This window comes from Pseudomonas sp. M2(2023) (assembly GCF_030263955.1).
GTDB lineage: Bacteria > Pseudomonadota > Gammaproteobacteria > Pseudomonadales > Pseudomonadaceae > Aquipseudomonas > Aquipseudomonas asiatica.
The window spans coordinates 942,171-967,051 of record NZ_CP127114.1 but is presented as its reverse complement, the minus strand read 5'-3'; the positions used below and the strand labels follow the sequence as shown (position 1 = coordinate 967,051).

Genomic DNA, 24,881 nt, shown 5'->3' with positions numbered 1-24,881 from the left:
CTCCCTCAAACCCACAGCTTCTTGATGTCACGCCCGCCGCAGGTCAGGTTGACCATTGCACGGGTCACCATGACGGCGGTGAACATCGAGGTGAAAATCCCGAGGGACATGGTGACCGCAAAGCCCTTGACCGGGCCGGTACCCATGGCGAACAGGATGCCGCCGACCAGCAGGCTGGTCAGGTTGGCGTCGATGATCGCGGTGTAGGCGCGGTTGAAGCCTTCATGAATGGCGCGTTGCACCGACATGCCGGCGTTCAGCTCTTCGCGGATACGCGAGAAGATCAGCACGTTGGCGTCCACCGCCATACCCATGGTCAACACGATACCGGCAATACCCGGCAGGGTCAGGGTAGCGCCCAACAGCGACATCAGCGCCAGCAGCAGGACCATGTTGCCTGCCAGGGCGATGGTGGCGATCACACCGAAGGCGCGGTAGATGGCGATGATGAACAGCGAGACGAACAGCATGCCCCACAGCGACGCATCGATACCCTTGGTGATGTTGTCGGCACCCAGGCTTGGGCCGATGGTACGTTCTTCTGCAAAGTACATCGGCGCAGCCAGGCCACCGGCACGCAGCAGCAGGGCCAGTTCGGACGATTCGCCCTGGCCGTTCAGGCCGGTGATGCGGAACTGGCTGCCCAGCGGCGACTGGATGGTCGCCAGGCTGATGATCTTCTTCTCTTCCTGGAAGCTCTGTACGGCAACGTCCTTCTCGACGCCGTCGATGGTCTGCTTGACGTAGCGGGTGACCGGCTTCTGCTCGATGAAGATCACCGCCATGCTGCGGCCGACGTTGCTGCGGGTAGCGCGGGCCATCAGCTCGCCACCGTGGCCATCCAGGCGGATGTTCACCTGCGGGCGACCTTGTTCGTCGAAGCTGGCCTGGGCGTCGGTTACCTGGTCACCAGTGATGATCAGGCCGCGCTCGACCGCGGCGGAGCGGCCGCCTTCACGGAACTCGAACACCTCGGTAGTGGCCTTGGACGCGCCCGGCTCGGCGCCGAAGCGGAACTCCAGGTTGGCGGTTTTACCCAGGATACGCTTGGCTTCGGCAGTGTCCTGCACGCCTGGCAGCTCGACCACGATGCGGTTGGCGCCCTGGCGTTGTACCAGCGGCTCGGCCACGCCCAGTTCGTTGACCCGGTTGCGGACGGTGGTGAGGTTCTGCTTGATCGAGTATTCGCGGATCTCGGCGACTTTCGCCTGGGTCAGCGCCAGACGCAGCACGGCGAGCTCGTTGCGCTCGGTGGTGGTCAGGTCGAAGTCATTGAAATTCTTGCGGATCAGGACACGAGCCTGTTCGCGGGTAGCATCGTCAGCGAAGCCCAGCATGATGCCGCCATCCTGTTGAGGCAGGCTGCGGTAGCGGACGCGCTCTTTGCGCAGCAAGGTCTTGACCTCGCCTTCGTAGACTTTCATGCGGGCGTTCATGGCCTTGTCCATGTCCACTTCCAGCAGGAAGTGCACACCACCTGACAGGTCCAGGCCCAGCTTCATCGGGCTTGCGCCCAGGTTGCGCAGCCATTGCGGGGTAGTCTGGGCCAGGTTCAGGGCCACGACGTAATCATCGCCCAGTGCCTTGCGCACTACATCCTTGGCTGGTAGCTGGTCTTCCTGATTGGTCAGGCGGATCAGCCCGCTGCCCTTCTCACCCAGGCTCACGCCCTTGACGGCGATCTTGGCATCGACCAGCGCCTTGCTGACGCGGTCGAGGTCGGCCTGGTTCACCTGCAGCGCCGAACTGGCACCACTGATCTGTACCGCCGGATCATCCGGGTAGAGGTTGGGAGCGGAATAAATAAAACCGATCGCCAGTACCAGCACGATCAGTGCGTATTTCCACAGAGGGTATTTGTTCAGCATCACGCCGCCCGTTCAAGACGCGGGGCGCTTTGCGCGCCCCGACTGGAAAAATGAAACCGGTAACTCAGATAGCCTTGAGCGTACCTTTTGGCAGGGTGGCCGCGATGGCACCCTTCTGGAACTTCAGCTCGACGTTGTCGGAAACTTCCAGGACCACGAAATCATCGGAAACCTTGACGATCTTGCCGGCGATGCCGCCGTTGGTGACAACTTCGTCACCCTTCTGCAAGTTGCTCAGCAGGTTCTTCTGCTCTTTTGCACGCTTGGCCTGCGGGCGCCAGATCATCAGGTAGAAGATGACCAGGAAACCGACCAGGAAAATCCACTCGAAGCCGGTACCGGCTGGGCCGGCGGCAGGTGCAGCGGCGTCCGCGTAAGCGGCGGGGATCAAGAAGCTCATTGGGCACTCCTAATGTAATTTTCTAATAATGGATGCAGACAGTCAGTCCAAAGGCGGCACAGGAAGCCCGCGCTTGGCGTAGAAGGCGTCGACAAAGGCGGCCAATTTACCTTGTTGAATAGCCTCGCGTAAACCGGCCATCAAGCGCTGGTAATGGCGCAAGTTGTGGATGGTATTCAGCATGCTGCTCAGCATTTCGCCGCACTTGTCCAGGTGATGGAGATAGGCGCGGGAGAAGTTGGTGCAGGTGTAGCAGTCACAGGTCGGATCCAGCGGCGAATCATCGTGGCGATGGAACGCATTGCGAATCTTGATCACCCCTGTATCGACGAACAGATGACCGTTGCGCGCGTTACGCGTCGGCATCACGCAGTCGAACATGTCGACGCCGCGGCGCACACCCTCAACGAGATCTTCCGGTTTGCCTACCCCCATAAGGTAACGAGGTTTGTCAGCAGGCATCTGGCCCGGCAGGTAATCCAGCACCTTGATCATTTCGTGCTTGGGCTCGCCCACCGACAGGCCACCGATGGCCAGGCCGTCGAAGCCGATGTTTTCCAGGCCTTCCAGCGAGCGCATGCGCAGGTCCTGGTACATGCCGCCCTGGACGATACCGAACAGCGCCGCAGTGTTGTCGGCGTGGGCGTTCTTCGAGCGCTGGGCCCAGCGCAGCGACAGCTCCATGGACGCGCGCGCCACATCGTGCTCGGCCGGGTACGGGGTGCACTCGTCGAAAATCATCACCACGTCCGAGCCCAGGTCACGCTGCACCTGCATCGACTCTTCCGGGCCCATGAACACCTTGGCGCCATCGACCGGCGAGGCGAAGGTCACGCCCTCTTCCTTGATCTTGCGCATGGCGCCCAGGCTGAACACCTGGAAGCCACCAGAGTCGGTGAGGATCGGGCCTTTCCACTGCATGAAGTCGTGCAGGCCGTTGTGCTTCTTGATCACCTCGGTGCCCGGGCGCAGCCACAGGTGGAAGGTGTTGCCCAGGATCATCTCGGCGCCGATGGCTTCGATGTCGCGTGGCAGCATGCCCTTGACCGTGCCATAGGTGCCCACCGGCATGAACGCCGGAGTCTCCACGGTGCCACGTGGGAAAGTGATGCGGCCACGACGGGCCTTGCCGTCGGTGGCCAGCAGTTCGAAGGACATTCGACAGGTGCGACTCATGCTTGATCCTCGGGCCCGCGTGGCGCCGGATTGCGGGTGATGAACATGGCATCACCGTAACTGAAGAAGCGGTACCCCTGCTCGACCGCTGCCGCGTAGGCGGCCATGGTCTCGGGGTAGCCGGCGAAGGCCGAGACCAGCATCAGCAGCGTGGACTCCGGCAGGTGGAAGTTGGTGACCAGGGCGTCGACCACATGGAACGGCCGGCCCGGGTAGATGAAGATGTCGGTATCGCCACTGAAGGCCTTGAGCACGCCATCGCGCGCTGCGCTCTCCAGCGAACGCACGCTGGTGGTGCCGACTGCGATTACCCGGCCACCACGGGCGCGGCAAGCCTCGATGGCATCGACCACCTCCTGGCTCACTTCAAGCCACTCTTTATGCATGTGGTGGTCTTCGATCTTGTCGACCCGCACCGGCTGGAAGGTGCCCGCGCCCACGTGCAAGGTGACGAAGGCACGCTCTACACCCTTGGCGGCAATCTTCTCCAGCAACGCCTCATCGAAGTGCAAGCCTGCGGTCGGTGCGGCGACTGCACCGGCTCGTTCGGCGTACACAGTCTGGTAGCGCTCACGGTCGGCGCCCTCGTCGGGGCGGTCGATGTACGGCGGCAGCGGCATGTGGCCGACACGGTCGAGCAGCGGCAGCACCTCTTCGGTGAAGCGCAGCTCGAACAGCGTGTCATGGCGTGCGACCATTTCGGCCTCGCCGCCGCCATCGATGAGGATGACCGCGCCTACCTTGGGCGCCTTGCTGGCGCGCACATGGGCCAGCACCCGATGGCTGTCGAGCACGCGCTCGACCAGCACTTCCAGCTTGCCGCCGGAAGCTTTCTGGCCGAACAACCGCGCCGGGATCACCCGGGTGTTGTTGAACACCATCAGGTCGCCGGGGCGCAGGTACTCGAGCAGATCGGGGAATTGCCGGTGCGCCAGCGCGCCGGTTGGCCCATCGAGCACCAGCAGACGGCTGCCATGGCGCTCGGCCAACGGGTGGCGGGCGATCAGGGAATCGGGGAGTTCGAAGGAAAAATCGGCGACGCGCATGATGATGTTCGGTTCGGCAGGGCCGGGAAGTTTAGCCCAATGTGTGAAAATTGACCATGAAAGCCGATTGACCGACCAGCGGTGGCTCTCTATACTGCGCGCCACAAGCCCTGATGGCGGAATTGGTAGACGCGGCGGATTCAAAATCCGTTTTCGAAAGGAGTGGGAGTTCGAGTCTCCCTCGGGGCACCAAGATCCGGAAAAAACCGACCTTATGGTCGGTTTTTTTTTTGCCCGTCCGGTCAACGCCAGCGATCCAGCTGCCCCTGGGCACGGCTGCTGAAAATCGTCAGCAGCTCGCTCAATGTATGCGGTGACGGTTCGGCAGTGCGGGTCACCGCATACAAGGTAATCGGCAGCGCCGGGGCCAGCGGCCTGATCGCGGTCGCCCCAGGCGCCGCGCCAAGTGCGGTGAAGGGATCGATCACCGCCAGCCCAGCACCGGATTCGACCATCGCCCTGGCCAGTGAATAGGTTTGCACCGCAATGCTCACCCGTGGCGGCGGCTCCACCGCCTTGAGGTAGCTTTCGAGGCGCACCGACAGCGGGTCGGCGCTGGACAGTCCGATCATGGGCGCACCGGCCAGTGCCGCCAACGGCAGCGGCTTGCCTTCATCTTCCAGCGGCCAATAACCTGCCGGTGCCAATGCCACCAAAACCCCGCTGGCCAGCGCCTGAGCCTTGAGCGCAGGGTGATCTGGCTGTTGCAAGGTCAGGGCGACATCGATCTCCCGCATCAACAGGTTCTGCACCAGTTCGCGACTGTGGGCGCTGGACAACTCGCAGGCGATATCCGGATAACGCTGGGTCCATTCATGAATGGCCGGCGGCAGCAGCGACAGGGCCAGTGCCGGGGTCGCACCGATCCGCAGGCTGTGGCCTGGCGCGCGACGCAGGCTTTGCGCCAGGCGTCGCACCCCTTGCAGACTCTCCGTTACCTTGTCGACCTCACGCTCCAGCTCCAGCGCTTCGGGCGTGGGCTGCAGCTTGCCGCGCACCCGCAGGAACAACGGGAAGCCCAGTTGCTGCTCGGCGTGCTGCAGAACCTTGGTCACGGCAGGTTGGGAAACGTGCAGCAACTGTGCGGCACCGCTGACCGAGCCGGTCTGGCGGATGGCCTGGAAAATCTCGATATGGCGAAGGCGCATGGCAAGTCCATAACCTTTGTTTATGGCTCAGCGATCTTTATTCATTTTTCGCCACCTGTCACCTGGCCCTAACCTCAGCCTCGTTCCAACCACGACCAAGGACTGACATGGCTCAGCATGTATGCATCATCGGCGGTGGCGTCATTGGCCTGTCAACCGCTTACGCACTGGTACGCGACGGCTTTGACGTGACGCTGATCGAGGCTCGCGATTCGTTGGGCAGTGAAACCAGCTTCGCCAACGGCGGCCAGCTGTCCTATCGGTACGTGGCGCCCCTGGCCGACGCAGGTGTGCCATTGCAGGCCCTTGGCTGGATGCTGCGAGGTGAATCGCCGCTGCGATTGCGCCCGCGCTTCGATCGTGCCCAATGGCGCTGGATGGCAGCATTCCTTGGTGCTTGCCGCTCCTCGGTCAACCGCGCCAACGCAGGCCACCTGTTGCGCCTCGCGCTGTTGAGCCAATCGACCTTGCAAACCTGGCGAGAAGAGGATGGCCTGGACGGTTTCAACTGGCGGCGCAACGGCAAGCTGGTCACCTTCCGCCAGGCCAGCAGCTTCGAACATGCGCGCAAGAACCTTGCCGCGCCCCAGCAACAACAGGTGCTGTCGCACGCCGACTGCACCCGTCTGGACCCGGCACTGGCAGAGGCGCCCTTTGTCGGCGCCATCTATACCCCGGATGAAGAAGTCGGCGATTGCCACAGCTTTTGCCAGCAACTGGCGGCGCGCCTGCAGGCGTCGGGACGCTGCAAGTTCCGCCTGGGCCAGGCTGTGTCCGCAATTCGCCATGCACATGGCATGGTGAATGCGATTGAACTGGACGACGAAGTGCTGCCGGTGGAGCACCTGGTGGTTGCGGCCGGCCATCGCAGTGCGTTGCTGGCACTGCCGGGCATCGACCTGCCGCTGTATCCACTCAAGGGCTATAGCCTGACATTACCGATCGGCGCACAGCACAAGGCGCCGGACCTGAGCATCACCGACTACGATCGCAAGATCGTCTACGCCCGGATTGGCGAACAGCTGCGGGTGGCGGCGATGGTCGACATTGTCGGTTTCGATCCGTCGCTGGACCCCAAGCGCCTGGCCCTGCTAAAACGCCAGGCCCGTGAAACCTTCGCCAATGCTGGTGACTACGACTACGCCATCGAATGGGCCGGCATGCGGCCGGCGACCCCCAGCGGCGTACCGCTGCTGGGCGCAACGGCGTATAGCAATCTGTGGCTGAACCTCGGCCATGGTGCGCTGGGCTTCACCCTGGCCTGCGCCAGTGCACGATTGCTCAGTGAACTGATCGGCCAGCGCCGCCCCTCCATCGACCTGCAGGGTTTTACGCCCCGCGCAGCTTGAACGCTAACTCCTTAGAAGGACCACCCGATGACCATTAACCGTATCCAGCCCAATCCACGCTTGTCCGGCGCCGTGACCTTCGGCGACCTGGTGTTTCTCTCTGGCCAGGTGCCGGACGACGCCACCGATGCCGGCGGCCAGACTCGCCAAGTGCTGGAAAAGATCGACGCATTATTGGCCGAGGCGGGCAGCGACAAGGATCACTTGCTCAGCGCGACCATCTACCTGAAGGACATCGGTAAAGATTTCGCTGCGATGAATGAAGTGTGGTCCGCCTGGTTGTCGCCCGGCCAGGCACCAAGTCGCACCACCTTGCAGGCCGAACTGGCGCGTCCGCAGGTGTTGGTGGAAATAACCGTTATTGCAGCACGTCGCTAACCCCTCACCTACAACGGAGAATAACAATGCGAAAAATCACGTTGATCGGCTGCACCCTTGGCCTGTTGCTAGGCACCCAGGCCCATGCTGACGAAGCAGCGCTGGGGCCTACCCTGAGCAAGATTGCCAGAGCCAACAGCATTACCCTGGGCTATCGCGATGCTTCGGTGCCGTTCTCCTACGTGGGAGACCATTCGGGACAACCCATGGGCTACTCAGTAGACCTGGCGAAAAAGATCGTCGAGCGGGTACAGCAAAAGCTGGCATTGCCCCAGCTCAAGGTGAAGTACAACCTGGTGACATCGCAAACCCGCATTCCGCTGGTACAGAACGGTACCGTTGACCTGGAGTGCGGCTCGACCGGCGTCACCGCAGAGCGCCAGAAGCAGGTGGCGTTTTCCTACGGGTTCATCTATGTCAAAGGTCAATTACTGACAGCCAAAGACAGCGGAATCAAGAGTTTCACCGACCTGCGCGGCAAGAATGTGGTAACCACTGCAGGCACCACGAACGAACGCTATCTGAAAAGCTACAACGTCGATAACAAGATGGACATGTACGTGATCAGCGCCAAGGACCATGGTGAAGCTTTCCAGATGTTGCAGTCCGGCCGGGCGGCGGCGTTCTACATGGACGATGCGCTGCTCTACGGTGAACGCGCCAAGGCTCGCGATCCGCACAACTGGGTGGTGGTCGGGGAAGAGCAGTCGCGGGAAATCTACAGCTGCATGGTGCGCAAGGATGACCCGCAGTTCCTCGCGCTGGTGAACGCGTCGCTGGGCGAACTGTACAGCTCAGGGGAAATCAACGGGATCTACCAGCGCTGGTTCGAACAGCCGATTCCGCCTAAAGGCTTGAACCTGGAGTTCCCGATGACCAGCGAACTCAAGGCCATCTTTGCCAAACCGGTGAGTGATCCGGTGCAGTAGCTTCTGCTCCCCGCTCATACCCATGAAGATTACGGGCCGGCAGTGACCTGCGAGCGCGTTACTGCCAAAAGTCGCTACTGCGTGAGCGTTACCACCACAGTAGCGACCACCCCCCCACTGGTTAGTCGGAAGCTTTATCCGTCACCAAGGTTTGAGGATTGCTACTCCCCCATACGGTAGTAGCAAGGTCCACCAGCAAAGTTCCGCTGAGTTCTTCAAGTTCACTCTGGGTAATTTCGCTGTCTCCTTGTTTACCGTTACGGCTCATGCCACCTGCGCTCAAGGCCAGGTGGACCTTCTCAGTCGCTGCCCATGTTTTTCTGCAAGAGCGGCCATTTGTTGAGCATAATCGAGGCTACTGACCAGCTCCTCCATCTTGTACGGCAATGCCCCTTCCACCTCGGCCAACTTGCAATGCTGCCAAGGTGATACTCAGGGATATGTCAAACCGTCACATGGATCACGCAACCGCTTTGTCTGCCAGCGCCCAGCCCTCAGGCCGTAACGTGTGCCAGTCACTGACCTGTTGATAAGCATGGCCAATGCGCAGAATCAGCGGTTCGGCGAATGCCCGCCCCACAATCTGCATCGAGACCGGCATGCCTTTCTCATCGAACCCGATGGGCACCGCCACCGAACACAGGTTCAGCAAGTTGGCGAACCGTCCCAACAAGGCCAGCGGTGTGCCATATTCATCGACCTCATCCAGCGGCACACTGCCAATAGCGTTGGTCGGGAAAACGCAGGCGTCTATGTTGGTCATGGCCTCCTGCATGGCATACCGAGCGGCACGGCGCTGATTATGCAACTGTATGTACGACGCTGCGTCGATGTCGCGACCACTGAGTATGCGACGTTGAACATGGGGATCGAAACGCAGATCGTCGCGCTCGAACAAGCTACCCAGGCTGGCATAACCTTCGGCGCTCATCAGTCCACCAGCGATGCGCATGCACTGTTCCAACGTGGTGGGTAGGGGTTGCTCTATCAGTTGCACGCCCAACGCGGCCAGCTGCTCGAGCCCCAAATCGTAAGCCTTCAGCACCCCGGGCGCGACATGCGCTCGTTCGGCCTGTGGCAACACCCAGATGCGCAAACCGGCTACCGGCTTATTGAGACCGTTAGCGGCGCTGAATACAGGCGCCTGGGCCGAAACCGGATCCAGCGGGTCTGGCCCCAGCAATGCATCCAGCATCCACGCCGCATCCTCAACGGTATGAGTGATAGGCCCTACCGAATCCAGCGAAGGACACAGTTCGATCAAGCCATGGCGACTGATAAGCCCACGCGTGGTTTTCAGCCCGACCAGGCCGCACATGCCCGCCGGAATTCGTACCGAACCACCGGTATCGGTGCCCAACGCAGCGCTCGCCAATCCACTGGCCACGGCCACTGCCGAACCGCTGCTTGAGCCCCCCGGAGCGTGATGCACGTTACGGTCCCATGGGTTCCATGGCGTGCCCATCACCGCATTGGTGCCCCAGCCGCCGAAGGCGAATTCGACGGTATGGGTCTTGCCAAGAATTATTGCACCAGCACGTTCCAGGCGTTGCACTGCAGTGGCGGTCACCCTCGAAACACGCGGTTGCTGTGCCACTGACCCGCCCGTGATGGCCTGGCCATCGATCTCGAACAAGTCCTTGATAGCCAGAGGAATGCCATGCAGCGGTCCCAGGTGTATACCGGACGCACGCTGGCGATCAGCGGCGATGGCTGCGCTCAAAGCGCGCGAGGGATAGGTCTCGACATAGGCATTGAGCTGCTCGTCAAAGTGCTCGATGCGCGCCAGTTGCGCACGAACCAGCGCTTCGCTAGTCAGCGATCCCGCCTGCAGTGCCTGCTGCAACTGGGCAATGCTGTGGGAAGTAACTCGATCCATGATGCTCATATGTTCAACCTCGCACGGTTTTGCGCCCGCGTGAAAAGTGCTTTTCAAGCACGCGCGACAGCATTGAAAGAGGAAAGGCGATAACAAAATAGAAGAGTCCTACCAGCAGGAAGACATGCATTGGCAGGAAGGTTTCCGAAGCGATGGCCCGCGCGGCCAGCATCAACTCATCGGTGGCGATCAGAGCGCACAATGAGCTGTCCTTGAGGATCGACACGTAGGCGTTAAGCAGTGGTGGCAGTATGACGCGAATCACTTGCGGCAGGATGACGGTAGTAAACGCTCTGAGCGGCGTCAGTCCGATGGCGATAGCGGCTTCGCGCTGGCCGCGATGCAGCGAATCCAGGCCGCCACGAAGGATTTCCGCAACGTAAGCGGCACCCTGCAACCCCAGACCGATGGCCCCGGCCCAGTAGCCGGACAACGTCAACCCCAGGCTGGGCAATGCGAAATACAGGGCCAGCAGCAACGCCAGAAGAGGCACAGCGCGCATGCTCTGAATAAAGAACGCTGCCAGCCGTTTCAGGATGACACTCGGACTTCTCATCGCCCAGACCAACAACGCCCCCAGCACGACTGCCAGGGCGAACCCCACCAGGGACAATTCGGCAGTGATCCGTGCCCCGAGCAACAGGCGAGCACTCCAGTCGCTCCAGTACTCTGGGTACTGTTGAAAAAAGCTGATCATCGCGCACTCCCAAAATGACGTTCGAGGCGAATGAATCCCACACCGATCGGTAGAATCATCGCGGCGTAGATGCACATCACAGCCAAATAGATCAGTGAAGTCTGGAAGGTGGATGTCACCAGATTGCGCGCAAGGAACATGATTTCCGGCACGGCGATAGCCGAGGCGATGGACGTGTCCTTGATCAATTGCGTAACGTAGTTGGCGAACGCTGGCAACGTCACGCGCAGGGCCTGGGGCAAGAGAATGCAGCGCAAAATCTGCATCCGGCTCAGCCCCACAGCCAACCCGGCTTCATGCTGACCGACATGCAGCGACTGCAAGCCGCTACGGAAAATATCGGCCAACACCGCGCTGCCCACCAGACTCAATCCAACGATGGCGGCCAGCCACGCGGGCAAGTTGATGCCAAGGTAGGAGAGACCGAAATAGATCAGGAACAAATGAGCCAGCGCAGGAACATTGCGCATCCACTCAATGAAACAGCCGATCACCCCATGCAACACCCGTGATCGACTGAACGTCAGCAACACCGCCAGCACTACCCCTCCGACACTCGCCAGCAGCAAGGTACATAGCGCGATTTCCAGGGCGGTGAGCGCGCCTTTGAACAACAGAGGCAGTAGCCCGACAAAGACCTCGAAGTTCGCCATCAAGCGCCCTCCATGGCCATGCGCCCAAGAAAACTGCGGGTGCGCTCATGGCTTGGGTTGTCGATTACATGCGCCGAAGGCCCTTGCTCGATTATGTGTCCGCCATCCATGAAGATCACCCGATCCGCCACATCCCGAGCGAAGCGCACTTCATGGGTCACCATGATCATGGTGCGGCCCTCTTGCGCCAGCTCACGAATCACGGCCAGTACTTCCCCCACCAGTTCGGGGTCCAGTGCCGAGGTCGGCTCGTCGAACAGGATGACCTTCGGTTGTTGGGCCAACGCGCGGGCGATAGCGACTCGCTGTTGTTGTCCACCGGACAACTGCTCGGGGTAGACCTCGGCCTTATGCCGCAGATGGACTTTTTCCAGCATGGCATCGGCCAGCTCATAGGCCAGCTTTCGCGGCATACCCTGTGCCTTGATCGGCCCCAGCGCAACGTTGTCGCGTACGCTCAAATGTGGCCAGAGGTAAAAGAGCTGGAACACCATCGCGATCTCGCGACGCTGCGGAGCCATTTCCCGATCACTCATCAGACGTGTGCGTTTACCGTCCTTGACCTGGCCGATCAACTCATCCCCCAGCCAGATATCACCTCGAGTGGGTTTTTCCAGGTAATTGATGCAACGCAGGCATGTGGACTTTCCCGACCCGCTGGGGCCTATCAACGACAGGGTTTCCCCGGCTTTCAACTCCAGGTTGATCCCTTTGAGTACTTCCAGATCACCATAACTTTTGTGCAGATCATGCACTCGCAGCAACGCAGGTTCGGACGGGGTCGACATCTTGGTTAACCTCTTTTTTTTTTATAGACATGGCGATGAACCGGCACCGGCTACCAGGCCGATTGATCCGCTCAAGCGCTTACTTGCAGCCGGGCAGTTTCCAGTCCGCCGGACGGTCGACCCCCTGCCTCAGGTCCTTGCCTTCCGGCACATACCAGACATCCTGAGTCAGGCCGTAGCGGGCACCGATCGTGCGCATTTCACAGCTTTTCCAGAGGGTCTGGATCTGTTCGTTCACGGCAGCCACCAGCTGCGGGCTGGCCTCTTTGTTGAAGCCGTAAACCACCTGACCTAGCCCCGTAAGCAGTGGGAAATTCGGATCGTTGTCGGTGAAGGCGTTGAAACGCAGGTGCCACTGCTCGTTGCGAAAAATGGCGTATTGCATGACTGGAGGATCACCGATCACTGCATCGATGCGTCCGGCGAGAAGATCGCGCACCGCAGCATCGGAGGTGTCGTACAACGCAACTTGCAACCCTTCGATCTTGCGCATCTCTGGGATGAACGAGAAACCGGTGATGGTGCCGACCTTCTTGCCCTGCAAATCTTTGAGGCTGCTCCAGTTGGTCTTGTCGGTCTGGGTGATGCCGTTCTTGAAATAGTGAATCGGGTCACTCACGGTCATGATCTTCGCGCGCTGCTCGGTCCAGCCCATGGTGCCGGCCATGACATCCACGCGGTTAGCTTGTACCGAAGCGATGGTGCTGGCCCAGTCCATCAAGGCAGGCTTGACCTTCAAGCCCAGCTTCTCAGATATTTGTTGAAGGATTTCACCGTCATAGCCGACCATCCGGCTGTCTTGATAACCGGTCCCCGGCATATCGCCAGTGAACGCGATAGTAAGGCTTCCAGGCTCTACCGTTTCCAGTGCGAATGCCGGCACCGAGGCCAGCATGGATACCAGCAAACCCGCGTAGATACCGGCAAAACGTCGAACGTTGGGCTTCTTCATCACGTGCTCCCAGATTGCTTTTTTTATGAACAGCATGGTGTTAGGCAGAAGCTCATCGTATGGTGATGATCGGGATAACTGGTTGGATGCTTTGCAGGAATGATTGAACATTTGCGACATTTCGGAGATGCACTGCCCAACGCCTCCAGCGCAAGCCTCGTGGAAGCGCTTGACAAGGGTCAGGCACGACATCCGCCAAGCCGACGCGGCGCCACCGAGTTGTCTATAGGTATCGTGCTATGGCCGCGCTTCCCCTTGCTGTCACTCTCGGGGCTGACCGATGCGTTGCGACATGCTGCCGATACCGGCGATCAGAGCCGCCCGATACGATGCCAATGGAAAGTCCTCGGTACCCCTGGGCAAAGAGTCATTTCCAGTTGCGGGCTGGATGTACCCATCGACAGTGAACTCACCGACCCTCATCAATTCGATTACATCGTGGTGATTGGTGGGCTACTGGACTATCTGGAGGCAGCGCCTAAGACTTATCCGGCATTCCTGCATCAGGCAGCCGCCGCTGACGTGCCTTTGATCGGCCTATGCACAGGCAGCTTCGTGCTCGCGCGACATAGCCTGATGGAGGGACGTACTGCCTGTGTGCATGCCTACCATTGCGATGACTGGAAACGTCTGTTCCCACGATTGCGCTTTGTCAGCAACAGTGACTTCCTCATCGACAAGGATCGGATCACCTGCGCAGGTGGTATCTCGGTGATCGAGTTGGCCATCCATCTTATCGGGATGCATTGCGGCCCGGATCGGGCCGGCAAGGTCGTTCACCAGATGACAGTTGCGAAAAGCAGTTCTGGCAGTTTCGTCGATCGGCGCAAGGCACTCGGCTACGCCAGCTCTTCGAACAGGCGCCTGCACGAAGCCGTGATGCTGATGGAAAAGCACATGACCGAGCCTTTGGATATCGACGCGATCGCGAACCTTGTCGGTACCAGTAAACGGCAACTGGAGCGTCTGTTTGTCGCCGAAACCAGTAGTACTCCGGCCCAGTTCTATCGCCAGGTTCGACTCAGGTTTGGCCGCTGGCTGCTCATCAGCTCGGATCGACATATCGGAGAAATCGCTTTCGAATGCGGTTTTGCCGATGCTCCCCATTTCATTCGGCATTTCCAGAACCTGTTCGGCATGTCCCCCGGCAAATTGCGCAAAGAGCTGATGCGAAACGCGACCCCGACCAAGGGGGAAACAGTTTCATGAATAGTGAACATTGACCCGTCGCGGGGCAGAATATGACTTCCCCGCCCCTTGTGGGAGCGGGCTTGCCCGCGAAGTGGCCCGACCAGCCAGCACACAAGGACTTGCCATGCACCTGACCCACCGCCCCGTACGGCCCGACGATATCCCTGGAATCTGCAGCTTCCCGCAAAGCCCGGCCGAACTGTTCTACATGTTCCCCAAAGCCAAGTACCCTCTCTCCCCCGCCCAACTGAACGATGCCATCGCCCAGCGCAGCGGCTCCACGGTGGTGGAGGGCAACGGCACGGTGCTGGCATTCGCCAACTTCTACAAGGCCGAACACGGCGGCGTGTGCGCCCTGGGCAACGTGGTCGTGGCCCACGCCGCACGCGGCCACGGCGTAGCGCGCTACCTGGTAACTACCATGATCGAACTGGCCCGCCAACAGTTCGCAGCCCGGGAGGTCTGGGTGTCGTGCTTCAACCACAACACAGCGGGCCTGCTGCTTTATCCACAGCTGGGCTTCGTGCCGTTCGGCATCGAGGAACGGCAGGCGTGGGATGGCTCGCGGGTGGCGTTAGTGCAGATGAAACAGGTGTTTATCCAACCCGGCTGAGCCAGCGAGGCACTGCATGGGGCTGGACGAGAAGATCCAAAATCCCTTGCAACAATCACACACAGAACCTTCGCCCTACCTCGACGTCGGATCCTGCATCTGCCAATTTTCGAGGTAGCCCGCGTGAAAGACATCATTGTCCGCAAGTACCGCCTGGCGGTGAAGACCATCGGCTATATCGGCTGGTCGCTGTTCTGGCTGTTGATCTGGGATGTGCTGGTCACCATCGATTTCATGCTGTTCTTCAACAGCAAGTTCACCCTGCCGTTGATCCCGCTGACCTTGCTTGGCTCGGCGCTGGTGGTGCTGGTGAGCTTTCGCAACAGCAGCGCCTACAACCGCTGGTGGGAAGCTCGCACATTGTGGGGGGCGTTGGTGAACAGTTCACGCAGTTTCGCGCGGCAGGCGCTGACGCTGATCGATGACCCGGATGATGGCCTGAACCCGGTCAAGGCTACCCTGCTGCGTCGGCATATCGCCTATGTGAACTGCCTGGCGGCGCACCTGAAGGGCGAGCGCTGCCCGGATGAACTGATGGCGTTCATTCCGCCAGCGGAATTCGAGCGGCGCAGCCGCTCGAACAATTTCGCCAACGACATTCTGAGTGGTTCGGCGGCGTTGCTGGCGCGGGAGTACCAGGCCGGGCGGCTGGACAGCATTCGCCTGGCAAGACTGGAATCGACGCTGGTGGACCTGTCCAATGCCCAAGGTGGCATGGAACGGATCGCCAATACGCCACTGCCCTACCCTTACGTGTACTTTCCGCGGCTGTTCATCACCCTGTTCTGCCTGATCGTACCGGTGGGGCTGGTGGAGTCGCTGGGCTGGTTCACGCCGCTGGCATCGACGGTGGTGGGCTTCATGCTGCTGGCCATCGAGCGGATCGGGACGGATTTGCAGAGCCCGTTCAGGTTCAGTGAGCATCAGATCCAGATGGACAGCATTTGCGAGACGATCGAGCGGAATCTGGAGTCGATGCAGCGGGAGGCGCAGTGTGGGGAGTTGGCTTAGTGCCAGACCTCAACTGCCCTATCGCCGGCAAGCCTTCTCCCACAGGGCCGTGGAATCCTGTGACCTTGCACCGTATCTGTGGGAGCTGGCTTGCCGGCGATAGGGCCGCAACGCGGCCCCGGCTATCTGTCAGACCCGCACATAGCGCTGGCGCAACACATCACTCAACGCATCCACCAGCAACACCAGCACCAGCATCCCCATGATCACCGTGCTGGCCTGGGCCTCCTGGAACAAACTCAAGGTTGTGTACAGCATCTGCCCCAACCCGCCAGCCCCGACAAATCCCAGCACGCTCGCCATGCGGATGTTGTTTTCCCACCGATACAAGCTATAAGCCAGCAACTGCGGCCACAGATTGGGCAAGGTGCCAAAGCAGAATGCCGCCACCTGGCTACCGCCCTGCAAGCGGATGGCAGCTGCGGGCTCCGGCGGTGCGTTCTCCAGCGCCTCGGCAAACAGCCGCCCCAGCACGCCAGCGGTATGCAGCGCCAAGGCCAGGGTACCAGCATTCGGCCCAAGCCCGGCCGCCAGTACCGTCAGCGCGGCCCACACCAGTTCCGGGATGGCCCGCAGGGCATTCAGCAACAACCGCGCACAGGCCTGCAGCAGCCAACCGAACCGGCCAGCGGCCGGCAGCGCCAACAGCATGCCCAGCAGCATGGCCAACAAGGTGCCCAGGCCGGACATGGCCAAGGTTTCCAGCGCCCCATGCGCTACCGCGCGCAGGTGCCCGGCAGACAGGTCAGGGTGCAGGAAACGCCCGGCATATTCGCCCATCTGCCCCAGCCCGCCGTTGCCGACCAGCGCCTGCAAGTCCAGCTTCAGGTAGGCGAACGAGGCCATCACTGCAGCCACGATGGCGCCGAGCACCAGCCAGTTGATGACCCGGTTCATGCAAGCCTCCAGCGCAGGAAGCGGCTGAGCAGGTCGGCCAGCATCACCAGGACCAGGAACGTCAGCAGCATGCTTGCCACTTCCGCTCCCGCGAACATGCGCATCGACAGGTCGATCTGCTGCCCCAACCCGCCAGCACCGACAAAGCCCATCACCACTGAGGCGCGTACCGCGCACTCCCAGCGGTACACGGTGTAGGACACCACTTCGGACACCGCACTGGGCAGGATGCCGTAGAAAAACGCAGCCAGGCGGCCACTACCCGCCTGCAGCAAGGCATGCGCCGGGCGCTGGTCGACCGATTCGAAGATCTCGGCATACACCTTGCCGAGCATACCGCTGTAGGTAATGGCGATAGCCAGCACGCCCGCCGTCGGCCCCAGCCCGACGGCGCGCACGAACAGCAACGCCCAGACGATTTCCGGCACACTGCGCAAGAAAATCAGCAACCAGCGTACCGGCAGGCGTAGCAGACGCGACCACAACCCGGCGCGACCGCCATGTGAGGCGGCACGCAGCGACAAGGCTCGGCTGGCCAGCAACCCGGCAGGGACCGCCAGCAGCAACGCCAACGCCATGCCGGCCGTGGCCACGGCCAGGGTCTGCAAGGTGGCCTCATAAAGCAGGGAAAGGAAGTCGGCATCGTGTGCTGGTGGCCAGAAGGCACTGGTGAAACTGGCGATCTGCTGGCGATTCTCCGCTTGCAGCAGGACCGCCGGGTTCAATTCGCTCAGCTGCACGCCAGGCCACAGCACCGCCACAGCCAGCAGGGTCAGCAGCAACCGATGCAACAGCGCCGGGTCGCGGGCATCAAGTTTCAGCATCGCGGTATCTGCACGGTCAGGGTCGGCCCCTGGCTCGGTGGTGAGGCCAGTTGTTCATTCGCATACAACGCATCCAGCAACTGCTCGGTCACCGCTTGCGCCGGGCAGTCGAACACCACCTGCCCTTCGCGGATACCAATCACCCGCGGAAAGTGCGCCAGCGCCAGGTCCACGGCATGCAGGCTCGCCACCAGAGTGACGCCATTGGCCTGTGCGTGGCGGTTGAGCAAGGCCAGACTGTGGTCAGCCAGCACCGGGTCCATGGCCGACACCGGCTCGTCGGTCAACAAGACCTGCGGCCGCTGGTACAGCGCCCGGGCAATGCCCACACGCTGCAACTGGCCACCGGACAATTGCCCGCACTGTACGAAGAGTTTGTCGGCCAACCCCAGCTCGGCCAGTACCTGGCGCGCCCCCGGCACATCGCAGGGGTACAGCAGGTTGAACAGGCCACGCAGCATGCCCCACTGCCCCAGGCGGCCGGCCAGCACTGCCGTCACCACCCGCTGGCGCGGCGGCAAGGGCGGTGCCTGATGCACCAGGCCTACCCGCGCACGCAGGCGCTGGCGGGCGCCGGAGGACAACGCCCATGGCTGCTCGCCGAGCAGGTCCAGGCGCCCACTGCTGGGCTGCACGGCAGTTGCCATCAGGTGCAGCAAGCTGGACTTGCCCGCCCCCGACGGGCCTATGATGGCGACGCGCTCGCCCTGGCCGATGCTCAGGCTCACGGCATCGAGCGCACGCACCTGGCCATGGCGCAGCCCGGCCTCGTGCAGATGGATCGCCACATTGGAAGCCACTGTCGATATCACTTGAGCAGGCCGGCCTCGCGCGCAGCCTGCTCGGTGCCCACGTAGTTCTCAGGTTTGGTCTCGATGAAGCGGCTGGCCGCCTGCAGGTCGAGGATCGCCTTGTGCTCCGGGTTGGCCGGGTCGAGGTCGAGGAAGGCTTTCTTGATCTTCTCTTTCAGCGCCGGGTCCATGTTTCCGCGCACGGTCCAGTTGTAGTCGAAGTAGGTCGGGGTGGTGGCGAAAACCTTCACCTTGGCGGTATCGACCTTGCCGGCATCCACCAGCTTCTGCCACACGCTGGCATTGAGTACGCCGCCATCGACCTTGCCGGCCTGCACCCAGGCCACAGTGGCATCGTGGGCGCCGGAGTAGGCAACGCGACCGAAGTAGTCTTCAGGCTTGATATTGTCCTGCTTGAGCATGAAGTAACGCGGCATCAGGCTGCCCGAGGTGGATGAGATGGAACCGAAGGCAAACGACTTGCCCTTGAGGTCGGCCAGGCTCTTCACATCAGGGTTGGCGGTGATGAATTTGGAAGTGAACTGCGCATCCTGTTCACGCTGCACCAGCGGCGTGGCGGCAGGGTCCTTCAAGTGCACCTGAACGAAGGTGAAGCCCCCCAGCCAGGCCAGGTCCAGGCGGTTGGAAGCCAGCGATTCGACTACCGCCGGGTAATCGGCCACCGGCACGAACTTCACCTCCATGCCCAACTGCTTGGCCAGGTACTCGCCCAACGGTTTGAACTTGCGCTGCAGTTCGGTCGGTGCTTCGTCAGGGATGGCGCTGACCCGCAGAGTGTCGGCGGCCTGGGCGACAACGGCGCAGCAAGACAGCACGAGGCCGGCGGCGAGCGCCAGAGGGCGTTTGAGCATGGGGTGTTCTCCGGTTCAATAGCGGGGAAATGTCGGCCTATACGCCGACGACGGGAATTATAAGAGGCGCAGGCGCAAAGGCCAGCTTTGCTACAATCGCGCATCAAATTGACCTCCTGAGGTGCACATGAGCGAGCCGATTCGCCTGACCCAGTACAGCCATGGTGCCGGCTGTGGCTGCAAGATATCCCCCAAGGTGCTGGATGTGATCCTCGCAGAAAGCGGCGCCCAGGCCCTGGACCCGAAACTGTGGGTGGGCAACGCCTCGCGCGACGACGCTGCCGTGTACGCGCTGGATGACGAGCGCGGCGTGGTTTCGACCACCGACTTCTTCATGCCGATCGTCGATGACCCGTACGACTTCGGCCGTATCGCCGCCACCAACGCCATCAGCGACATCTACGCCATGGGCGGCGACCCGCTGATGGCCATTGCCATTCTCGGCTGGCCGGTCAACGTGCTGCCACCAGAAGTGGCCCGCGAAGTGATCCGCGGCGGCCGTGCGGTATGCGCCGAAGCCGGTATCCCGCTGGCCGGCGGCCACTCCATCGACGCCCCCGAGCCGATCTTCGGCCTGGCCGTCACCGGCGTGGTCAGCAAGCGTCACCTCAAGCGCAACGACACCGCCAGCGCAGGCTGCCGCCTGTATCTGACCAAGCCACTGGGTATCGGCATCCTCACCACCGCCGAGAAAAAGGCCAAGCTGCGCACCCAGGACCAGGGCCTTGCCCGCGACTGGATGTGCACCCTCAACACGCCCGGCAGCCGCTTCGGCAAGCTTGACGGGGTCAGGGCCATGACCGACGTCACCGGTTTCGGCCTGCTCGGCCACCTGGTGGAACTGGCCGAGGGCAGTGGCCTTACCGCTCATTTGGACTATGCCGCCGTCCCGCGCCTGCCCAGCGTCGACCACTACCTGGCCGAGGGCTGCATCCCCGGCGGCACTCTGCGCAACTTCGACAGCTATGGCCACAAGATCGGCACCCTGAGCGACGACCAGAAGCATCTGCTATGCGACCCGCAGACCAGCGGTGGCCTGCTGGTGGCGGTTACCCCGGAGGGTGAAGCCGAGTTCCTCGCGGTGGCCGCCGAACTGGGCCTGCAACTGGCGCCGATCGGCAAGCTGGTCGAGCGACAGAGCCACGCGGTCGAGGTGATCTGATGCGCCCCGACTGCACCGACTTCCGCCAGTTGTTCCTCGACGACGTGCCGATGATGGACATGCGTGCACCTGTCGAATTTGCCAAGGGCGCCTTCCCGGGTGCCGTCAACCTGCCACTGATGAATGACCAAGAGCGGCAAAAGGTCGGCACCTGCTACAAGCAGAAGGGCCAGGCTGAAGCCATCGTTCTGGGCCACAAGCTAGTCAGCGGTGAGATCAAGCAGGCACGTCTGGAGGCCTGGGCAAAGTTCGCCGAGGATCACCCGGAAGGCTACCTGTACTGCTTCCGTGGCGGCCTGCGCTCGCATCTTGTCCAGAAAGTGCTGCGCGATGAGAAGGGCATCCACTACCCCCTCGTCGAGGGCGGCTACAAGGCCATGCGCCACTTCCTGCTGGAGACTACCCAACAGGCGGTCGCGCAATGTGATTTCGTGCTAGTGGGCGGCCTGACCGGCACCGGCAAGACCGAAGTGCTGCACCTACTGGACAACGAGCTGGACCTGGAGGGCTACGCCAACCATCGCGGTTCCAGCTTTGGCAAGCGCGCCACTGCACAGCCAGCGCAGATCGACTTCGAGAACAGGCTGGCCATAGACGTGTTGAAAAAACGCGCCCGGGGTATCGAGCAGTTCGTGCTGGAAGACGAAGGCCGAATCGTGGGCAGCTGCACCGTACCGCTGGAGTTGTACCAGGGCATGCAGCAATACCCGCTGGTGTGGCTGGAAGACAGTTTGGCCAACCGCGTGGAGCGTATCCTGCGCGACTACGTGATCGACCTGAGCGCCGAGTTCGTCAGCCTGCATGGTGAAGAAGATGGCCGGCGGCTATTTGCCGAGACACTTCTGCAGAGCATGGGCAGGATTCAAAAGCGCCTCGGCGGCGAGCGCCATCAGCGGCTGTCGGAAATCCTGCGCCAGGCGCTGGACGAGCAGCAGCGCAGTGGTTCGGTAGAGTTGCACCGGGTCTTCATCGAAAGCTTGCTGAGCGAGTATTACGACCCGATGTATGCCTACCAGCGTGCAGCGAAAGCAGAGCGTATCGAGTTTGCCGGGGATGCGGTGGAAGTGCGCGAGTATCTCAAGGCCCGGGCGCTGCGCGAACCACGCAAGTAAAAACGGGGCCGCTTCGCGCCCCATCGCCGGCAAGCCAGCTCCCACAGGTATTGCACTGCCTGACAGGGTATGCGCTCCCTGTGGGAGCTGGCTTGCCGGCGATAGGGCCAGTACTGGCAGTACTCACTGCCCAGGGCTGAGCACGCGCTCCAGCTCCGCCGCCCGGTCGCGGGTCATGTCCATCACACAGGACCCACCTTCCAGCTGTGCCATGGTCCCGCCACTGGCCTGCACATGGAACCCGCAATTGCCATCGCGGTAGGCAAGCCACTTGCGCTGCACATCACGCAGGCTCTTCTGCTGCCCGGCATCCAGCTTGCCCATCAATTGCTTGTACACCCGGTTCAAACGCTGGTCCTGCAACTGCGTCTCGGCCCGAATGCACTCGCTCATGGCAACGGTACTGGACGCCTTGTCCATGCACTGCCCGTATCCCGGCGTGTAGTCATCCGCCTGGGCCAGCGGCAGCACACAGGCCAATGCCAGGCCCGTCAGGTAATGCTTGGTCATAAACTCTCCTTGTGGGCATCACAGCGTCTGCGGCTGTTCCGGTGGCATCAGCACCTTGCCCGGCTCGAAGCGCAGCGACGGCATCTGCGTTGCCGCATAAAACATCACGCCAAGCGCCGCGATCAACACCACATCCAGCCAGCTCCAGCCCGGCATGTCGTCGGCGCTGCGTGCCCTCCAGCAATGCCAGGCCTGGCCCATGCAAAACACCACCATTGCCGCCAGCCACAGGTAGAAACCGGCACCAAAACCGGTCAGGTCATGGAACTCATAGCTCTGATTGTCCGGCAGGCGGTCAATTCCAAAGCTGCTGGCCGCCAGATACACAGCCACCAGCCCGACCAGCAAGGCCAGACGACAAAAGCGCCGATGGGCAAGGATTGCCAGGGCCAGCAGCGGGTTGGCAAACCACTGGTACAACCCGAAGGGCATGCCCCAAGGCCCGTACAACAGCATCTGCAGGGCCGGCATGTGGCGGTCACCACTCATCAGCGCGCCGTCGAAGAACAGTGCGAGCAGGTAAAGCAGCAGGCTGGCGCTCAGGTAGAAAACTGGCAAGAGATTTACTTCCTATGCAACCGGTGGCTCTAGCAGAAGGCCATAAATACCCGAATCGGACAACTCGCCGGCAACGCACCAACGCGCACGCAATGTGCCTTCCAGCACAAAGCCCTGGCGCTCCAGAGTGCGTGCCGAACCTTGGTTGCGCGGGTCGATCTCGCCTTCCAGGCGGCGCATGTGCAGGGTGTGGGCGAGGTAATCGATGAAGCAGGTCAGTGCTTCGTCCATGTAACCCCTGCCCTGCACCGCGCTGGCCAGGCAGTAGCCGATTTCACCACGGCGAGAGACATCGTCGATATTGAACAGCTGGACCATACCGATCAGTTCGCCGTTGTCACGGCGGTACACGCCAAGCTTGAGCTGGTCACCATTGGCATAGGCTTCGCGGTCGGCGGCCAGGGCGCTTTCGGCTTCGGCCAGGTCTTGCCAAGGTGCATGGTGCCAATAGCGCATGACCTCGGGGTCGGCCATGATCGCCAGCCATTGCGCGGCATCGGCATGGCGCATGGGGCGCAATTGCAGACGCGGGCTGTCGAGGCAGAGGTCACTGGGGAAACTGCGGGGTGGGGTCACGCCGGATCTCCTGTCCATGGCTGGGGAGATGACAGTTTAACGTCAAGCGATCGGTTCAAGCATCCCGGGGCTGCTGCGCAGCCCATCGCCGGCAAGCCAGGCTCCCACAGGTGCACCACAGGCCCGGAGCCTTGCACTATACCTGTGGGAGCCTGGCTTGTCGTGGCGACGAACCGCGTCGATGGGCCGCAAAGCGGCCCCAAAAATCGTTCAGGCGCTCCGATTCAAGCCCATTTCCATATCATTGATCAGCGCCTTGGCCATGGCACTGAGGATGCGCGCCGCGCTGCCGGCGATCTTGTCGCCCTCCATCTCGGCCTCTTCGTTCAAATGCTTGATACAGCCGATCAGCACCGACAATTCATCGAATGCCAGATCAAGCGGTACACCCGGCTCTACCCGGTACAGCTCAAGGAATTTCTCCGCACCTACGGTGGTGCGGGATTTGAGGTGGTCGCTCATGCCTGGGCCTCCTGCGCCTTTATGTGGGCTAACAAGGCGTGCAGCAGGGCAGTTTGCGTCGACATGTTTTCGAGAAGGGTGGAACGCAGGTCCGGGGCTTCTGCGTCGAGGTATTGGAGGATGGTGTTGGAGAGAATGTCCATGACCTGGGTAGCCTGGGACTTCGCGGCTTGGTAAGTAAGGTCTGTAACGGGTGGATCAGGTACAAGTTTTTTCATAGTCATCTCGGAAATATTTTCAGAGGCAACCACTCGCATCCTTCTCACAGATAAGGTGGCAGCCGTACGCGAGGTGAGAAGACCAGTGTCCGAGGCACCGGCCAGACCGAAGTCTGCACGCGCACGGCTGCCATAACTGGCAAGCCATCTCGAAACACCGGGCTTCTCACACCCGATCGCCAATTGTGACGACGCCGAAACGTTATCTCTGAGGTAGCTACTTGCCTATCAGACGGCATCCGACTGAGGCCGTAGGATAATTCCTAATCCCTGGCAACCTGAAGCATTTGGTTTCAGGTTCAGAATCTTCTTACAGCTGATGGCCCTTTCGCGGGTAAACCCGCTCCTACAGGGTACGGTTATACCTGTAGGAGCGGGTTTACCCGCGAAAGGGCCGGTACAGGCTAACGAAATACGATCAGGCCACCTCAGCCCCATCATCCGGCCAATGCGGTTCGTTGGCCCCGGGCGGGGTCAGTGGTGGCAGGCCATACGCCGCCCGCGCATCGTCGCAGCTGGGGTTATGCACCCCACCCTCCCACGACGCCTCGAACTCGCGGCAGGGGCTGGAACGGTTGGCGTAGATGGTGCAAGCCACTTCCTGGCCGATCTCGCCCTGCAGGCTGATGCAGCGGCAGGGTTTGGCATCGGTGCCGATCATGGCAACACGGGTGGGGTTGATCTGTACCACCAGGTCGTCCGGCACAAGGCCCCCGGCGGACTGGCATTCGCCCCAGAAGAAGGACACACGGAAGTACCCGCAGCAGGCGCCGCAGTCAAGGCAAGGGTTGTATTCGGACATGATGGCACGGAGGGAAGGT

General features: G+C 61.4%; 29 protein-coding genes and 1 tRNA gene. 9 read left to right on the top strand and 21 right to left on the bottom strand.

The genetic code is table 11. From position 1 onward, the window contains the following. Nucleotides 1–5: 5 nt before the first annotated feature. The 4 genes from secD to queA all read right to left on the bottom strand — a co-directional run bounded on the left by secD (nt 6) and on the right by queA (nt 4,490). Nucleotides 6–1,868, bottom strand: coding sequence for a protein translocase subunit SecD (secD, locus tag QN085_RS04480; protein ID WP_023662833.1), 1,863 nt, complete (start codon nt 1,866–1,868; stop codon nt 6–8). Between the two features lie 64 nt (nt 1,869–1,932). Further along, nucleotides 1,933–2,268 (bottom strand): preprotein translocase subunit YajC, encoded by a 336-nt coding sequence (gene yajC / locus QN085_RS04475; RefSeq protein WP_003259111.1) that lies wholly within the window; start codon nt 2,266–2,268, stop codon nt 1,933–1,935. 42 nt (nt 2,269–2,310) lie between these two features. Continuing rightward, nucleotides 2,311–3,426, bottom strand: a complete 1,116-nt coding sequence (tgt, locus tag QN085_RS04470; RefSeq protein ID WP_013971009.1) for a tRNA guanosine(34) transglycosylase Tgt — start codon at nt 3,424–3,426, stop codon at nt 2,311–2,313. Nucleotides 3,427–3,440: 14 nt separating this feature from the next. Next, nucleotides 3,441–4,490, bottom strand: a complete 1,050-nt coding sequence (gene queA, locus QN085_RS04465) for a tRNA preQ1(34) S-adenosylmethionine ribosyltransferase-isomerase QueA (protein WP_013971008.1) — start codon at nt 4,488–4,490, stop codon at nt 3,441–3,443. A 107-nt stretch (nt 4,491–4,597) separates the two neighbouring features. On the opposite strand from queA, the gene QN085_RS04460 reads away from it, so the two are divergent. Continuing rightward, nucleotides 4,598–4,682 (top strand) — tRNA-Leu (locus QN085_RS04460). Between the two features lie 50 nt (nt 4,683–4,732). Here the strand turns inward: QN085_RS04460 and QN085_RS04455 are convergent. Continuing rightward, the gene (locus QN085_RS04455; RefSeq protein ID WP_013971007.1) at nt 4,733–5,638 is read right to left on the bottom strand and encodes a LysR family transcriptional regulator; all 906 of its coding nucleotides are present in this window, start codon (nt 5,636–5,638) and stop codon (nt 4,733–4,735) included. Between the two features lie 107 nt (nt 5,639–5,745). On the opposite strand from QN085_RS04455, the gene QN085_RS04450 reads away from it, so the two are divergent. The 3 genes from QN085_RS04450 to QN085_RS04440 are packed head-to-tail and all read left to right on the top strand — an operon-like array spanning nt 5,746 to nt 8,294. Continuing rightward, on the top strand, nt 5,746–6,987 hold the full coding sequence (locus tag QN085_RS04450; protein ID WP_023662834.1) for a D-amino acid dehydrogenase: 1,242 nt from the start codon (nt 5,746–5,748) through the stop codon (nt 6,985–6,987). Between the two features lie 27 nt (nt 6,988–7,014). Continuing rightward, nucleotides 7,015–7,365 carry a RidA family protein gene (locus tag QN085_RS04445; protein WP_013971005.1) on the top strand — a complete coding sequence of 117 codons (351 nt, stop codon included), beginning with the start codon at nt 7,015–7,017 and terminating at the stop codon, nt 7,363–7,365. A 26-nt stretch (nt 7,366–7,391) separates the two neighbouring features. After that, nucleotides 7,392–8,294, top strand: a complete 903-nt coding sequence (locus tag QN085_RS04440; RefSeq protein ID WP_013971004.1) for a transporter substrate-binding domain-containing protein — start codon at nt 7,392–7,394, stop codon at nt 8,292–8,294. A gap of 121 nt (nt 8,295–8,415) precedes the next feature. Here the strand turns inward: QN085_RS04440 and QN085_RS04435 are convergent, their stop codons facing one another. The 6 genes from QN085_RS04435 to QN085_RS04410 all read right to left on the bottom strand — a co-directional run bounded on the left by QN085_RS04435 (nt 8,416) and on the right by QN085_RS04410 (nt 13,263). Continuing rightward, the gene (locus tag QN085_RS04435) at nt 8,416–8,562 is read right to left on the bottom strand and encodes a hypothetical protein (RefSeq protein WP_178119459.1); all 147 of its coding nucleotides are present in this window, start codon (nt 8,560–8,562) and stop codon (nt 8,416–8,418) included. A gap of 192 nt (nt 8,563–8,754) precedes the next feature. Continuing rightward, nucleotides 8,755–10,230 (bottom strand): amidase, encoded by a 1,476-nt coding sequence (locus QN085_RS04430; RefSeq protein WP_230396990.1) that lies wholly within the window; start codon nt 10,228–10,230, stop codon nt 8,755–8,757. Further along, nucleotides 10,187–10,870, bottom strand: a complete 684-nt coding sequence (locus QN085_RS04425; RefSeq protein ID WP_013971002.1) for an amino acid ABC transporter permease — start codon at nt 10,868–10,870, stop codon at nt 10,187–10,189. The genes QN085_RS04430 and QN085_RS04425 overlap by 44 nt, the downstream gene beginning before the upstream one ends. Further along, nucleotides 10,867–11,523 (bottom strand): amino acid ABC transporter permease, encoded by a 657-nt coding sequence (locus QN085_RS04420; RefSeq protein ID WP_013971001.1) that lies wholly within the window; start codon nt 11,521–11,523, stop codon nt 10,867–10,869. Before QN085_RS04420 ends, QN085_RS04425 begins: the two co-directional genes overlap by 4 nt. Next, nucleotides 11,523–12,311, bottom strand: coding sequence for an amino acid ABC transporter ATP-binding protein (locus QN085_RS04415; protein WP_013971000.1), 789 nt, complete (start codon nt 12,309–12,311; stop codon nt 11,523–11,525). Before QN085_RS04415 ends, QN085_RS04420 begins: the two co-directional genes overlap by 1 nt. A gap of 79 nt (nt 12,312–12,390) precedes the next feature. Next, nucleotides 12,391–13,263 (bottom strand): substrate-binding periplasmic protein, encoded by an 873-nt coding sequence (locus tag QN085_RS04410; RefSeq protein WP_024086300.1) that lies wholly within the window; start codon nt 13,261–13,263, stop codon nt 12,391–12,393. Nucleotides 13,264–13,362: 99 nt separating this feature from the next. On the opposite strand from QN085_RS04410, the gene QN085_RS04405 reads away from it, so the two are divergent. The 3 genes from QN085_RS04405 (at nt 13,363) to QN085_RS04395 (ending at nt 16,078) form a co-directional block, all read left to right on the top strand. Continuing rightward, nucleotides 13,363–14,472 (top strand): GlxA family transcriptional regulator, encoded by a 1,110-nt coding sequence (locus QN085_RS04405; RefSeq protein ID WP_044039531.1) that lies wholly within the window; start codon nt 13,363–13,365, stop codon nt 14,470–14,472. A gap of 106 nt (nt 14,473–14,578) precedes the next feature. Further along, the gene (locus QN085_RS04400) at nt 14,579–15,067 is read left to right on the top strand and encodes a GNAT family N-acetyltransferase (protein ID WP_023662836.1); all 489 of its coding nucleotides are present in this window, start codon (nt 14,579–14,581) and stop codon (nt 15,065–15,067) included. Nucleotides 15,068–15,190: 123 nt separating this feature from the next. Beyond that, nucleotides 15,191–16,078 (top strand): bestrophin family protein, encoded by an 888-nt coding sequence (locus tag QN085_RS04395; RefSeq protein WP_023662837.1) that lies wholly within the window; start codon nt 15,191–15,193, stop codon nt 16,076–16,078. A 129-nt stretch (nt 16,079–16,207) separates the two neighbouring features. Here the strand turns inward: QN085_RS04395 and phnE are convergent, their stop codons facing one another. From phnE to QN085_RS04375, 4 genes are read right to left on the bottom strand one after another with little or no spacing between them, the layout of a single operon-like run. Then, nucleotides 16,208–16,975, bottom strand: coding sequence for a phosphonate ABC transporter, permease protein PhnE (phnE, locus tag QN085_RS04390; RefSeq protein WP_023662838.1), 768 nt, complete (start codon nt 16,973–16,975; stop codon nt 16,208–16,210). After that, entirely contained in the window at nt 16,972–17,799 is an 828-nt protein-coding gene (locus QN085_RS04385; RefSeq protein WP_023662839.1) for a PhnE/PtxC family ABC transporter permease, read from the bottom strand. Before QN085_RS04385 ends, phnE begins: the two co-directional genes overlap by 4 nt. After that, complete coding sequence (locus QN085_RS04380; protein WP_041506491.1) at nt 17,793–18,587, bottom strand: phosphonate ABC transporter ATP-binding protein; 795 nt, start codon at nt 18,585–18,587, stop codon at nt 17,793–17,795. The genes QN085_RS04385 and QN085_RS04380 overlap by 7 nt, the downstream gene beginning before the upstream one ends. Nucleotides 18,588–18,607: 20 nt before the next feature. After that, a complete protein-coding gene (locus tag QN085_RS04375; protein WP_013970992.1) occupies nt 18,608–19,462 on the bottom strand; it encodes a putative selenate ABC transporter substrate-binding protein in 855 nt (284 codons plus the stop codon). Between the two features lie 127 nt (nt 19,463–19,589). Here QN085_RS04375 and selD point away from each other — a divergent pair, with 127 nt between their 5' ends. Together selD and mnmH are read left to right on the top strand one after the other, a co-directional pair. Further along, a complete protein-coding gene (selD, locus tag QN085_RS04370; RefSeq protein WP_023661249.1) occupies nt 19,590–20,624 on the top strand; it encodes a selenide, water dikinase SelD in 1,035 nt (344 codons plus the stop codon). After that, nucleotides 20,624–21,736, top strand: coding sequence for a tRNA 2-selenouridine(34) synthase MnmH (gene mnmH, locus QN085_RS04365; protein ID WP_013970990.1), 1,113 nt, complete (start codon nt 20,624–20,626; stop codon nt 21,734–21,736). Before selD ends, mnmH begins: the two co-directional genes overlap by 1 nt. A gap of 123 nt (nt 21,737–21,859) precedes the next feature. Here mnmH and QN085_RS04360 read toward each other — a convergent pair whose 3' ends face one another. From QN085_RS04360 to QN085_RS04335, 6 genes are all read right to left on the bottom strand, one after another. Beyond that, complete coding sequence (locus tag QN085_RS04360) at nt 21,860–22,246, bottom strand: lysozyme inhibitor LprI family protein (RefSeq protein WP_023661248.1); 387 nt, start codon at nt 22,244–22,246, stop codon at nt 21,860–21,862. Between the two features lie 18 nt (nt 22,247–22,264). Further along, nucleotides 22,265–22,804, bottom strand: a complete 540-nt coding sequence (locus QN085_RS04355; RefSeq protein ID WP_023661247.1) for a hypothetical protein — start codon at nt 22,802–22,804, stop codon at nt 22,265–22,267. A gap of 12 nt (nt 22,805–22,816) precedes the next feature. Further along, nucleotides 22,817–23,380, bottom strand: coding sequence for a GNAT family N-acetyltransferase (locus QN085_RS04350; protein WP_023661246.1), 564 nt, complete (start codon nt 23,378–23,380; stop codon nt 22,817–22,819). A 210-nt stretch (nt 23,381–23,590) separates the two neighbouring features. Beyond that, on the bottom strand, nt 23,591–23,842 hold the full coding sequence (locus QN085_RS04345; protein WP_023661245.1) for a DUF3077 domain-containing protein: 252 nt from the start codon (nt 23,840–23,842) through the stop codon (nt 23,591–23,593). Then, entirely contained in the window at nt 23,839–23,985 is a 147-nt protein-coding gene (locus tag QN085_RS04340; RefSeq protein ID WP_169774995.1) for a hypothetical protein, read from the bottom strand. Before QN085_RS04340 ends, QN085_RS04345 begins: the two co-directional genes overlap by 4 nt. A 493-nt stretch (nt 23,986–24,478) precedes the next feature. Then, a complete protein-coding gene (locus tag QN085_RS04335; protein WP_003259127.1) occupies nt 24,479–24,862 on the bottom strand; it encodes a YkgJ family cysteine cluster protein in 384 nt (127 codons plus the stop codon). Nucleotides 24,863–24,881: the final 19 nt, after the last annotated feature.

Excerpts from the sequence above, each read along its gene's own strand:
- secD (WP_023662833.1), bottom strand. The coding sequence starts at position 1,868 with ATGCTGAACAAATACCCTCTGTGGAAATACGCACTGATCGTGCTGGTA.
- yajC (WP_003259111.1), bottom strand. The coding sequence starts at position 2,268 with ATGAGCTTCTTGATCCCCGCCGCTTACGCGGACGCCGCTGCACCTGCC.
- tgt (WP_013971009.1), bottom strand. The coding sequence starts at position 3,426 with ATGTCCTTCGAACTGCTGGCCACCGACGGCAAGGCCCGTCGTGGCCGC.
- queA (WP_013971008.1), bottom strand. The coding sequence starts at position 4,490 with ATGCGCGTCGCCGATTTTTCCTTCGAACTCCCCGATTCCCTGATCGCC.
- QN085_RS04455 (WP_013971007.1), bottom strand. The coding sequence starts at position 5,638 with ATGCGCCTTCGCCATATCGAGATTTTCCAGGCCATCCGCCAGACCGGC.
- QN085_RS04450 (WP_023662834.1), top strand. The coding sequence starts at position 5,746 with ATGGCTCAGCATGTATGCATCATCGGCGGTGGCGTCATTGGCCTGTCA.
- QN085_RS04445 (WP_013971005.1), top strand. The coding sequence starts at position 7,015 with ATGACCATTAACCGTATCCAGCCCAATCCACGCTTGTCCGGCGCCGTG.
- QN085_RS04440 (WP_013971004.1), top strand. The coding sequence starts at position 7,392 with ATGCGAAAAATCACGTTGATCGGCTGCACCCTTGGCCTGTTGCTAGGC.
- QN085_RS04435 (WP_178119459.1), bottom strand. The coding sequence starts at position 8,562 with ATGAGCCGTAACGGTAAACAAGGAGACAGCGAAATTACCCAGAGTGAA.
- QN085_RS04425 (WP_013971002.1), bottom strand. The coding sequence starts at position 10,870 with ATGATCAGCTTTTTTCAACAGTACCCAGAGTACTGGAGCGACTGGAGT.
- QN085_RS04420 (WP_013971001.1), bottom strand. The coding sequence starts at position 11,523 with ATGGCGAACTTCGAGGTCTTTGTCGGGCTACTGCCTCTGTTGTTCAAA.
- QN085_RS04415 (WP_013971000.1), bottom strand. The coding sequence starts at position 12,311 with ATGTCGACCCCGTCCGAACCTGCGTTGCTGCGAGTGCATGATCTGCAC.
- QN085_RS04410 (WP_024086300.1), bottom strand. The coding sequence starts at position 13,263 with ATGAAGAAGCCCAACGTTCGACGTTTTGCCGGTATCTACGCGGGTTTG.
- QN085_RS04405 (WP_044039531.1), top strand. The coding sequence starts at position 13,363 with ATGATTGAACATTTGCGACATTTCGGAGATGCACTGCCCAACGCCTCC.
- QN085_RS04400 (WP_023662836.1), top strand. The coding sequence starts at position 14,579 with ATGCACCTGACCCACCGCCCCGTACGGCCCGACGATATCCCTGGAATC.
- phnE (WP_023662838.1), bottom strand. The coding sequence starts at position 16,975 with ATGAACCGGGTCATCAACTGGCTGGTGCTCGGCGCCATCGTGGCTGCA.
- QN085_RS04385 (WP_023662839.1), bottom strand. The coding sequence starts at position 17,799 with ATGCTGAAACTTGATGCCCGCGACCCGGCGCTGTTGCATCGGTTGCTG.
- QN085_RS04375 (WP_013970992.1), bottom strand. The coding sequence starts at position 19,462 with ATGCTCAAACGCCCTCTGGCGCTCGCCGCCGGCCTCGTGCTGTCTTGC.
- selD (WP_023661249.1), top strand. The coding sequence starts at position 19,590 with ATGAGCGAGCCGATTCGCCTGACCCAGTACAGCCATGGTGCCGGCTGT.
- mnmH (WP_013970990.1), top strand. The coding sequence starts at position 20,624 with ATGCGCCCCGACTGCACCGACTTCCGCCAGTTGTTCCTCGACGACGTG.
- QN085_RS04360 (WP_023661248.1), bottom strand. The coding sequence starts at position 22,246 with ATGACCAAGCATTACCTGACGGGCCTGGCATTGGCCTGTGTGCTGCCG.
- QN085_RS04345 (WP_023661245.1), bottom strand. The coding sequence starts at position 23,842 with ATGAGCGACCACCTCAAATCCCGCACCACCGTAGGTGCGGAGAAATTC.
- QN085_RS04340 (WP_169774995.1), bottom strand. The coding sequence starts at position 23,985 with ATGGACATTCTCTCCAACACCATCCTCCAATACCTCGACGCAGAAGCC.
- QN085_RS04335 (WP_003259127.1), bottom strand. The coding sequence starts at position 24,862 with ATGTCCGAATACAACCCTTGCCTTGACTGCGGCGCCTGCTGCGGGTAC.